This window comes from Streptosporangium sp. NPDC023615, assembly GCF_040640155.1.
Lineage (GTDB): Bacteria > Actinomycetota > Actinomycetes > Streptosporangiales > Streptosporangiaceae > Streptosporangium.
In genome coordinates, this window is the sequence record NZ_JBFABE010000073.1 from 30,636 (window position 1) to 39,980 (window position 9,345).

The following is a 9,345-nucleotide window of genomic DNA, read 5'->3' on the forward strand; positions in this document are numbered from 1 at the left end:
GAATTCTGGGGGCAGCGGCCAATGGCGATCGAACTGACGGTGGGACCGGTTGCGCACGGTGGCTGGTGCGTCGCCCGTCACGACGGCCGGGTCGTCTTCGTGCGGCACGCCCTGCCCGGCGAGCGCGTCATGGCCGAGATCACCGAGGAGACCTCCCGGTTCCTGCGGGCCGACGCCGTGGAGATCCTGGAAGCCTCGGCCGACCGGGTGACCCCGCCGTGCCCGTTCGCCGGCCCGGGGCTGTGCGGTGGCTGCGACTGGCAGCACGCCTCGCTGGACGCCCAGCGCCGCCTCAAGGCCGACGTGGTGGCCGAGCAGCTCTCCCGCCTGGCCGGGATCGACTGGAAGGGGACCGTGGAGGAGGTCCCCGGGGCCCCCGACGGGCTCGGCTGGCGCACCCGGGTCCAGTTCGCCGTCGACCGCGAGGGCGGCCTCGGCCTGCGCCGCCACCGCTCCCACGACATCCAGCCGGTGGACCTCTGCCTGATCGCCCACCCAGAGGTGGAGAACGTCGGCGCCGAGATCATGAACTGGCGCAACGCCTCGTCGGTCGAGGTCATCGCCTCCAGCACCGGGGACCAGGCGGTCGTGATCGCCCCCAAGCCCCGGCGTACGGTGGCCGTGCCCGACATCGACACGAGCGTGGCGGTCTTCGTCGACGAGGGCAAGGGCCGCAGCCGCGTCGTGCACGGCCGGAACCACCTGGTCGAACGCGTCGGTGAGCGCGACTTCCAGGTGACCGGCAGCGGTTTCTGGCAGGTCCACCCGGGGGCGGCGGCCACCCTGCTGGACGCCGTCCTGACGTTCGCCGCGCCGCGGCCGGGGGAGTGGGCGCTGGACCTCTACTGCGGCGTCGGCCTGTTCGCCGCCGGGCTGGCCGAGGCGGTCGGTCCCGAGGGCGCCGTGTACGGGGTGGAGTCCGAGTCCGTCGCCGTCCGCGACGCCGAGCGCAACCTGCGCGACCTGCCCCAGGCCCGTTTCGCCAGGGGCCGGGTGGAGAACGCCCTGGAGCGCTTCGGCATCGAGCGCGCCGACCTGGTCGTGGTCGACCCGCCCCGGGCGGGCCTCGGCCGCGACGTCGTCGCCGGCCTGAGCGACCTGCGGGCCAGCCGGATCGTGTACGTCTCCTGCGACCCGGCCACCCTCGCCAGGGACCTGGCCTGGTTCGCCGAGCGCGGCTACCCCCTCACCGACCTGCGCGCCTTCGACGCCTTCCCGATGACCCACCACGTGGAGTGCGTGGCGCTGCTGACCGGAGCGTCGGTCTAGGCTCCGACCGGCGGGAGTGCCGTGGACGGTGTCTCACCGAACCCAGGGCACACCCCGTTGAACCAAGATCATGACGCATGGGTGACGCGAGATCACGGAAACGCGCCGTCGCCGGCCCGGTCGCGGGGCCGCCGCCCCCCGGACGTGGCCCCGGTGTCCGGGGGCCGGCGGTCACCCTGCCCGCCGCGAACGGGCCGACGTCACCAGTTGCAGGTGCTGTCGGGCACGCGCGACACGTACTGGCTGTCGGCGGTCACCCAGCCGGCGGCCGCGTGGGGGTAGACGATCTGCGCGCTGTAGCGGCCGTTGGACACGCCGAAGCTCTTGAACAGGTAGCCGTTGTACAGGGTGTGCGGAGGGCTGGTCGCGCTTCCGGTCGAGGAGGCGAACCACCGCACGTCCTGTGCGGTGACCACCCGGCAGTTCCAGCTGGCGGCACCGGCCGGCGGGGCGGTGGCCACCAGCCCTCCCACCAGGGTTGTCGCCATCAGTGCGAGCCCGGCCTTCCGGCCGGTGGGCATGGACGTCCTCATGACGGATCCTCTCTTCTCGCGTCGCTTTCTGATCATCACCGCTGCCGGCTGGGCGCCGGCTCCGCGCGGGCGGCTCAGACGCCTTGCCCGATGGAAGCCGAACGTCACGGATGTGTCCTGATATGGACACTCATTTACTGCGTGTCATCTTTTTCTATGCCCTGACCTGCGGTTTCTTGTTCCGTCGGCGTGTCACGGCGGGTCGGAGCTGGGCGTACCACGATCGAGCGGGCCCGGTCGAACGGACGGCAGGTGCTTTCGGTGCCTTCGCGCACGGGACGCGCGATCACGGACGCCGGAACCCGTCGCGGCGGAGCCGTCCCCGTTCTCGGACACGTCGAGGTTCCGCGGTACGCCGAGGTCCCGCGGCACGCCGGAGCCGGTCGTTACGTCGTACGAAAAGGAAAACTAGTTATACTTGTGGGAAAGGTATGAACGGTTGGAGTATGTTGTGAGTCCAGAGGAGTTGCCGCCCGCCCCGGGGAAGTTCGCCGCCACGGTGAAGGTCGGGGAGAAGGGGCAGATCGTGATCCCGAAGGGGGCGCGGGATCTGTTCGGGATCCGCCCCGGGGACACGCTGCTGCTGCTCGCCGATGTCGAACAGGGGATCGCGATCGTGCGTCAGGACGTCTTCGACCGTTTCGTCGAACAGGCGATGCCTCCGGCCGCCGGAGCGCCGCCCGCCTCGAAGGAGGAGGACACCGGCCGAGGAGGCGGGCGGTCGTGAGCGTCGTCGAGTGCGAGGAGGTGGTGCGCCGGTTCGGCGACGTCACCGCCCTCGACGGTGTGTCGTTCCAGGTGACCGAGGGCGAGATCTTCGGCCTCATCGGACCCAACGGGGCAGGCAAGACCACGCTGCTGAACTGCGTCGAAGGACTGGACCGGCCGACGTCCGGGCGCATCAGCGTGCTCGGCCGTCACCCGATCGCCGACCGGCACGAGCTGACCCGGCTCACCGGCGTGCAGTTGCAGAGCGCGGCGCTGCCCCCGCGGATCACCGTGGAAGAGGCGATGCGCCTGTTCTCGGCCCTCTACGACGACCCGGTCCCGTGGCGGGAACTCCTGACCACGCTGGGCATCGACGGCAGGCGGCGAACCAGGGTCGACCGTCTCTCCGGAGGCGAGCGGCAGCGGGTCTTCATCGCCCTGGCCCTGCTTCACGAGCCCGAGGTGGTGTTCCTCGACGAGCTGACCACCGCCCTGGACCCGCAGGCACGGCTGGCGATGTGGGAGGTCGTCGAGACGGTCCGGAACCGGGGGACCACCGTGGTGCTCACCACGCACTACATGGAGGAGGCCGAGCACCTGTGCGACCGGGTGGGCATCATCGACCACGGCCGGCTCATCGCGCTGGACACCGTGCCCGCCCTCATACGCGACCACGCGGGAGACGCCACGGCGCGCCTGGTCCTCACCCGGCAGGCCCCCGCGGGACTGGAGCTCGAACTGAAACGGATCGACACGGTGACCGTCGCGCAACCGGACCGGAAGTATCTGACCGTGCAGGGCACCGGCGGCTTCCTGCAGGACGTCCTCACCGATCTGACCGCCCGCGACATACGGATAGCCGACCTGCGGGCCACCTCCCCGGGGCTGGAGGACGTGTTCCTCAACCTCACGGGCCGCCACATGCGAAGCGGGGCACCGTCGTGAAGGGCTATGGGGCGCTCTCCGTCACCCTGTTCCGCTCCCTGCTTCGGGAACCGGTCGGTCTGTTCTTCGCCGTCGTCTTCGCCCCCGCCCTCGTGCTCATCCTCGGCTTCGTCTTCGACGACGGGCCCGACCCCGCCTTCGGCGGGCGCAGCTTCATCGAGGCCACCCTCCCGGCGTTCCCCTCCCTGGTACTGGCGATCACCGGAGTCCTGCTGGTCCCGGTGGGCCACCTGACCCTGCGCGAGAGCGGTGCCCTGCGCCGGCTTCGGCTCACTCCGCTGCGGCCGGGCACCTTCATCGCCGCGGACCTGACCGTGAACTTCCTGATCGGCATGATCAGCATGGTCGCGGCGCTCGCCGTGGGATGGCTCGTCTTCGGCGTCGCCCTGCCCGACCGGCTCGCCGCGGTGCTGGCGGCCGCGGCCCTGGGACTCGTCGCCTTCCTCGCGCTCGGCTACGCGCTCGCCGGGATCTATCCGTCCTCCGGCGCGGCCACCGGGATCGGCAACCTGCTGATGCTCCTGCTCATGATCTCCTCGGGAGCCTTCATCCCCCTGGAGAGCATGCCCGACGGCGTGCGGAAGATCATGAACTTCTCTCCCGTGCGGCACTTCGCCGACCTCGTACAGGGCCTGTGGGAAGGCCAGGGGTGGTCGGCGCTGCTGCTCCCGCTCGGGGTGCTCGGCGCCATGATCGTCGTGTTCGGCGCCCTGGCGACGGTGCTCTTCCGCTGGGAACGGAACTGATCATCGTGACGGGGAGGACCGGGAGGTCCTCGCCCGCGGGGGCCGATCTCACCCATCCTCCGGTACGCCCGCCTCGTGGACCAGCAGGGCGATCTGGACGCGGTTGTTGAGTCCCAGCCGGGTCAGGATCCGTGACACGTGCGCCTTCACCGTCGGCAGCGCCAGGTGCAGCTCCCGCGCGATCTCCGCGTTGGAGCGGCCGCGCCCGACCGCCAGGGCCACCTCCCGTTCCCGCCCGGCCAGCAGCGCCAGCCGGGCACGGGCGGTGGCGGCGGCCCGGTCGTCCTGTCCCGGGCCGTCGGTCACCTGCTCGATGAGCCGGCGGGTGACGGCGGGGGAGAGCACCGGGTCTCCGCCGGCCACCGTCCGGATGGCCGTGACGATGTCCTGCGGGGCGGTGTCCTTGAGGAGGAACCCGGCCGCGCCGGCGCGCAGCGCCCGCAGTACGTTCGCGTCGGTGTGGAAGGTGGTCAGGACCAGCACCTCCGGGGCGCCGGGCCGGGCCCGGAGCGCCCTGGTGGCGGTCAGCCCGTCGACGCCCGGCATCCTGATGTCCATCAGCACCAGGTCGGGCCGGTGCGCGGAGACCAGCGCGGGCACCTCGGCCCCGTCGGCGGCCTCCGCGACGACCTCGACGTCCGGGGCGCCGCCCAGCATCAGGCGCAATCCGGCCCGCACGATCGCGTCGTCGTCGACCAGCAGGACGCGGATCATCCTCGTCCCCTCATTCCCGGCCCGTGACGGCCACGGCCTCGGCCTCGGCCTCGGTCTCGGTGGCGGGCCAGGGGAGCCAGGCGCGGACCCGGAACCCGCCGTCGGCGGGCCCGGCCGTCAGCGCGCCGCCCGTCAGGCGGGCCCGTTCGGCGAGCCCGATCAGCCCCTGCCCGCCGCCCCCGCCCCTGCCTCCGTCCCCCCTCCCGCCTCCGCTTCTGCTCCCGTCGTCGTCCCCGCCGGGGACCGGGCCGGGCGGCGGCGTGTTGCGCACCTCCACCGCCAGCCTGCCCGCCGGGTTCCCGGTCACCTCCACCGCGACCGCCGCGCCGGGCGCGTGCTTGCGCGCGTTGGTCAGCGCCTCCTGCACGATCCGGTACGCCGTACGCCCCACCGCGGGCGGTGGCACCGGCCCTTCCGGAGGCCCGGTCAGCTCGATCCGGCCGCCCGTCGCCCTCGCCTCCGCCACCAGCCGGGCCAGGTCCGCCAGTTCCGGCTGTGGCCGCCCGCCCTCCTCGGGCCCGGCCCGCAGCACCCCGATCACCTCGCGAAGGTCGCGCATGGCCAGGTGGGCGCTCTCCCGGATCACCCCGGCGGCCCTCGCGATCTCCTCCGCGGACGCGCCCGGGTTGAACTCCAGCGCCCCCGCGTGCACGCTCAGCAGCGACAACCGGTGCCCGAGCACGTCGTGCATCTCGCGGGCGATCTCCTCTCGTGTCTGCCGCCGGGCCCATTCGGCGCGCAGCTCCGCGCCCGCCTCGGCCAGTTCGGCGCGCTCGCGCAGGGAGGCGATCAGCTGCCGCCGGGAGCGCCGGAACAGCCCCCACCCGATGGCTCCGGCGATCAACGCGAAGTACGTCAGTGCCGAGCTCGCGTGGTCCTCGGGCAGCTCCGCCAGCCGCCACAGGAAGACGGGCAGCGGGGCGAAGGCCAGTGCCACCACCCACGCCGTGACCCTCCACGGCCGGGTCGCGGCCACCGTGAACACCGCCACCATCGTCGGGCCGACCAGGTAGTGCGCCTGGGTGCCCGCCAGCAGCACCGCCACCGCCAGCGGCACCGGCCAGCGCCGCCGCAGCAGCACCGCCGCGCACCCCAGCCCGCCGATCACCTGGTCGACGTCCCGCCACAGGGGATCGAGGTCCGCCGGGACCGGTACGGACGGCGCGCTGAGGGCGGCGAAGCAGGCGGCGAAGAGGAACAGTGCCAGGTCGGCGACCCAGTCGCGGGGGGTGCGGTGGATGCGGCGCATACTTCGGAAATCTACGCGGCCCCCGCCCGCGACCGGACCCCGCCGCCGTGGCGGGATACTTAAGTACGACCCTTCGGCCGCCTGCCGCCGACCTTGGTCACCGTCCGGCCGTCCTGGGCCCGATCCGGTGCCCGGTGCCGCGCGCCTAGCGTCGGGTCATGACCTCTTCCGACCCCAGGTCCCCCCTGGCGGCCCTGTTCGGCCTGCTGTGCTTCGTCCTCGTCGTCGGCGGCGTGAGCGGCCTCCTGCACGAGTGGCTCGGCTGGATCCACTTCATGGGCTTCGTCCGCTTCCTCGCCCCCGACGGCTACGAGATCTACAGCTACGTCATCATGATCGTCCTTGGTCTCGCGCTCGGCGCGGCCGGTCGCGCGGTCACCCGGAGAGGGCGCGGATGACCCCCCGGGCCCCGGCGGGACCGTCGGCGCCCCGGGCGCGAGCGAGGTCCGTGCCCGCGCCGGGGTCGGGCGGCGGACCCCGCCTCGCGCGGGCGGGGCGATCACGCCGGCCGGAGACGGCCCCGGCCCTCGGCCGGACCCCGAGAAAAAATCTACATTGTAAAGGGCGAGGGTGGTCTACGTCGCCTCGGCATCCGGTGCTGAGCGTGCCTCCAGACGTTCGTAACGCTGCCGGGCGGCCTGCGGGGTGCTCAACCCGAGGCTGAACGCGATGTCCTGCCACGTCATCCCGCGACCACGCGCGATCTTCAACAGGGCGGCCTCCGTCGCGTCGAGCTCGGCCCGCGCCTGCGGTACGAGGGTCAGCGCGGCCATCAGGTCGGTGGTGTCGATCTCCGGTTCCCCCGGCTCGGCAAGGGCCGAACCGGCCGCCATGGCGGTGACGAGTCGCACCACCTCGTGTGGCGACGGCACCGACGGGTGGATCTGCCGGGCCCGGCGTTCGGGGGTGTCCGCGTGCCGCTCGGCGAGGTGCATCAGGGCGGTGTAGGTGCGCCGCGCGCGCTGAACCGCGGGATCGGGACGGGTGAACAGGTTCGCATCGGACATGGATGCATCATCTCGTGAAAACAACTTGTTTTCAACTTTTTGTTCAAACGTGTGTGAGTGCTCACGGTGGATCCCTTCGGGGTGGGGAGGGCGGCTCGCCGACCCGTCGGGGAGCCACGGCGCCACGGTGGCACGCGTGCCGGCGGCCTCGACGCCGGCGTCCGTGCGGACGCCGACGGCGCCACCGTCGGCCGCCCGTGCGTTGTCGCCGACGCGGGGCCCTCACCGCGCGAGGGCCGCCGCGCGGTCAGTCCTTGTGGCCGAGAAACCGGGCGCCCCACCGGACGGAGTGCCCTTTTCCATTACAGGAACGGCATTTCCCGAATGCGCCCTTGAAGGTCGTGGAGTGCGACTCCTTTGACCTGTTGCAGGTTTTGCAGCGCATGTACGGATGAAACTTGCAGGAGACGAGATAAAAGACCGTCGCGATGACGGCGACGGCCAGGACGGGGTGTACGGCCAGGTCGGCCGCGGCCTGGTGCGTGGGGGCGGCGAGGGGGAGAGGTGAGATGGAATGCACGCGATCAGATTTACACGTGGGTGGGCGGGGCGTCAGATGTTTTCCCGTGGCGACCTTTTGAAATGTTCTGTTCTGCGCTGATATGTCGATATGCAGACACCCGCACCGACACCGGCCGCCATGCCCGCGAGCAGGCCCGCCGGTGCTCCCGAGCCCATGCCCACCAGTACTCCCACGGCCAGTCCCGCGACCAGGCGGGCGAGTGCGCCCGCGACCGGACGCGCCGTCGCGGGCGCGTGGTCGCCGCGGTCCCTCGCGTCGCGTGGAGGGGCGTCGCGTACGAGGGCGTCGCGTGCAGGGGCGTCGCGTACCAGGGCGTCACGTGCGGTGAGGTCGCGTGCGGGGACGTCGCCCGCGCCGAGGTCGTGCGCCGGGCCCGGGGCCTCCCGCCGGGGCGGGCCCTGTCCGGGCGGCCCGCCCCGGGGAGAGGGGGTGTTCACGGACGCTCCTCCTCCCGCATCCCGAGACGCTCCTCCAGCCGTTCGAGCCTCAGCAGGACGGGGCGCAGCGCCTCGCCGACGGCCGCCGACACGGCGCTCGCCGCGCCGGCGGGCAGGACGGGGGCGGTGGGGGGCGTCCCCGGGGCCTGGGCGCGCAGGTGGACGTACCCGGCGAGGGCGGCGGAGACCGCCTGCCGGGTCAGCCGGTGCTCGGCGCCCAGCTCCCTGAGCACCTGTCCGGCGGCCCCGTCGGGCTCGGCGATCAGCCCGAGCAGCAGGTGCTCGCAGCCGACGTAGTTGTGGCCGAGCGAGGTGGCCTCGGTGACGGTCATCTCCAGCGCGGCCGCCGCCGACGCGCTGAAGGCCAGAGCCGCTCCGGCGTTCCCGGTGCGCCGAGGGTCTTCCGTGGTGCCGGGGGTCGCTTCGGTGGCCCGGGGCGCGTCGGTCGCGGCGGCGCCGGTGGTCCCGGAGTCGCCGACGGACCCGGTGGACCCGGTGGACCCGATGGGTCCGGCGGGTCCGGTGGGTCCGGTGGGTCCGGTGGGTCCGGTGGGTCCGGCGGGTCCGGTGGACCCGGTGGGCTCCCCGGCCGGGGGGGACGTGTCCTGGACGGAGGAGGACAGCCGGTCGAGCCTGCGCCGCACCTCCCTCGGGTCTATCTCCAGCGCGCCGAGAACGTGGAGGGCCAGGTTGGTCCCCTCGGCGAGCATCCCGCCCAGCAGGTGCTCGGTGCCGACCTCGGGTACGCCCAGTGCCCGTGCCTGATCCACCGCCAGTTTGACCACGCTCTGCGAGCGGGGGGTGAAGTTGGGCAGCCGCACCGCCAGGTCGTCGAGGCCGGGGCCGCTGAGCGTGGTCTCCCGGATGGCGGTCACCCGCCTCACGGCCTGCTCCAGGGCGCGCTGGCAGACGGCCGAGACCGGCACACCCGCCTTCTTCACGGCCTCGGCCAGCTCGTCGGGCAGGTAGACATTGATCTTGGGCACTGTGCCCCCTCTGGGGTTAGGGAAGGGTTATACCCCATTCATAACCCCATAGGGGGGTGCTTGTCCAGTGATCGTGTCGACGGGAAGGCGCGCCGGCTCGGAGGGAAGGGGCCGGTCCGGCACGTGGCGCCCGCGGAGAGGCGAGCGACTCGCGGGACGGAGGAGACACTCCTCTAGTAGTACTTCGTTAGGTTGGTTTGATCGTGGGTGTTGGGTTCGGCATGCTGC

At 72.5% G+C, this 9,345-nt stretch carries 11 protein-coding genes; 5 read left to right on the forward strand and 6 right to left on the reverse strand.

Features of this window, described 5'->3' with window-relative positions; translation table 11 throughout:
- Window positions 1–21: 21 nt before the first annotated feature.
- Entirely contained in the window at window positions 22–1,269 is a 1,248-nt protein-coding gene (locus AB0G16_RS32940) for a class I SAM-dependent RNA methyltransferase (RefSeq protein ID WP_362813951.1), read from the forward strand.
- Window positions 1,270–1,469: 200 nt separating this feature from the next.
- Here AB0G16_RS32940 and AB0G16_RS32945 read toward each other — a convergent pair whose 3' ends face one another.
- A complete protein-coding gene (locus AB0G16_RS32945) occupies window positions 1,470–1,802 on the reverse strand; it encodes a hypothetical protein (protein WP_362813953.1) in 333 nt (110 codons plus the stop codon).
- 439 nt (window positions 1,803–2,241) lie between these two features.
- Here AB0G16_RS32945 and AB0G16_RS32950 point away from each other — a divergent pair, with 439 nt between their 5' ends.
- The 3 genes from AB0G16_RS32950 to AB0G16_RS32960 are packed head-to-tail and all read left to right on the forward strand — an operon-like array spanning window position 2,242 to window position 4,201.
- Window positions 2,242–2,529 (forward strand): AbrB/MazE/SpoVT family DNA-binding domain-containing protein, encoded by a 288-nt coding sequence (locus tag AB0G16_RS32950; RefSeq protein WP_362813955.1) that lies wholly within the window; start codon window positions 2,242–2,244, stop codon window positions 2,527–2,529.
- On the forward strand, window positions 2,526–3,455 hold the full coding sequence (locus AB0G16_RS32955) for an ABC transporter ATP-binding protein (RefSeq protein WP_362813957.1): 930 nt from the start codon (window positions 2,526–2,528) through the stop codon (window positions 3,453–3,455). The genes AB0G16_RS32950 and AB0G16_RS32955 overlap by 4 nt, the downstream gene beginning before the upstream one ends.
- Window positions 3,452–4,201, forward strand: coding sequence for an ABC transporter permease (locus tag AB0G16_RS32960; RefSeq protein WP_362813959.1), 750 nt, complete (start codon window positions 3,452–3,454; stop codon window positions 4,199–4,201). The genes AB0G16_RS32955 and AB0G16_RS32960 overlap by 4 nt, the downstream gene beginning before the upstream one ends.
- 48 nt (window positions 4,202–4,249) lie before the next feature.
- Here AB0G16_RS32960 and AB0G16_RS32965 read toward each other — a convergent pair whose 3' ends face one another.
- Complete coding sequence (locus AB0G16_RS32965; RefSeq protein WP_362813961.1) at window positions 4,250–4,915, reverse strand: response regulator transcription factor; 666 nt, start codon at window positions 4,913–4,915, stop codon at window positions 4,250–4,252.
- Between the two features lie 10 nt (window positions 4,916–4,925).
- Window positions 4,926–6,164 carry a histidine kinase gene (locus tag AB0G16_RS32970; protein ID WP_362813963.1) on the reverse strand — a complete coding sequence of 413 codons (1,239 nt, stop codon included), beginning with the start codon at window positions 6,162–6,164 and terminating at the stop codon, window positions 4,926–4,928.
- A 158-nt stretch (window positions 6,165–6,322) separates the two neighbouring features.
- Here AB0G16_RS32970 and AB0G16_RS32975 point away from each other — a divergent pair, with 158 nt between their 5' ends.
- Complete coding sequence (locus tag AB0G16_RS32975) at window positions 6,323–6,562, forward strand: hypothetical protein (RefSeq protein ID WP_362813965.1); 240 nt, start codon at window positions 6,323–6,325, stop codon at window positions 6,560–6,562.
- Between the two features lie 177 nt (window positions 6,563–6,739).
- On the opposite strand, the gene AB0G16_RS32980 is transcribed toward AB0G16_RS32975, so the two are convergent.
- From AB0G16_RS32980 to AB0G16_RS32990, 3 genes are all read right to left on the reverse strand, one after another.
- Window positions 6,740–7,171 (reverse strand): DNA-binding protein, encoded by a 432-nt coding sequence (locus AB0G16_RS32980; protein ID WP_362813967.1) that lies wholly within the window; start codon window positions 7,169–7,171, stop codon window positions 6,740–6,742.
- A 552-nt stretch (window positions 7,172–7,723) separates the two neighbouring features.
- Window positions 7,724–8,131: a hypothetical protein gene (locus AB0G16_RS32985; RefSeq protein ID WP_362813969.1), complete on the reverse strand. Its 408-nt coding sequence runs from the start codon at window positions 8,129–8,131 to the stop codon at window positions 7,724–7,726.
- Window positions 8,128–9,117 carry a Clp protease N-terminal domain-containing protein gene (locus tag AB0G16_RS32990; protein ID WP_362813971.1) on the reverse strand — a complete coding sequence of 330 codons (990 nt, stop codon included), beginning with the start codon at window positions 9,115–9,117 and terminating at the stop codon, window positions 8,128–8,130. The genes AB0G16_RS32985 and AB0G16_RS32990 overlap by 4 nt, the downstream gene beginning before the upstream one ends.
- Window positions 9,118–9,345: the final 228 nt, after the last annotated feature.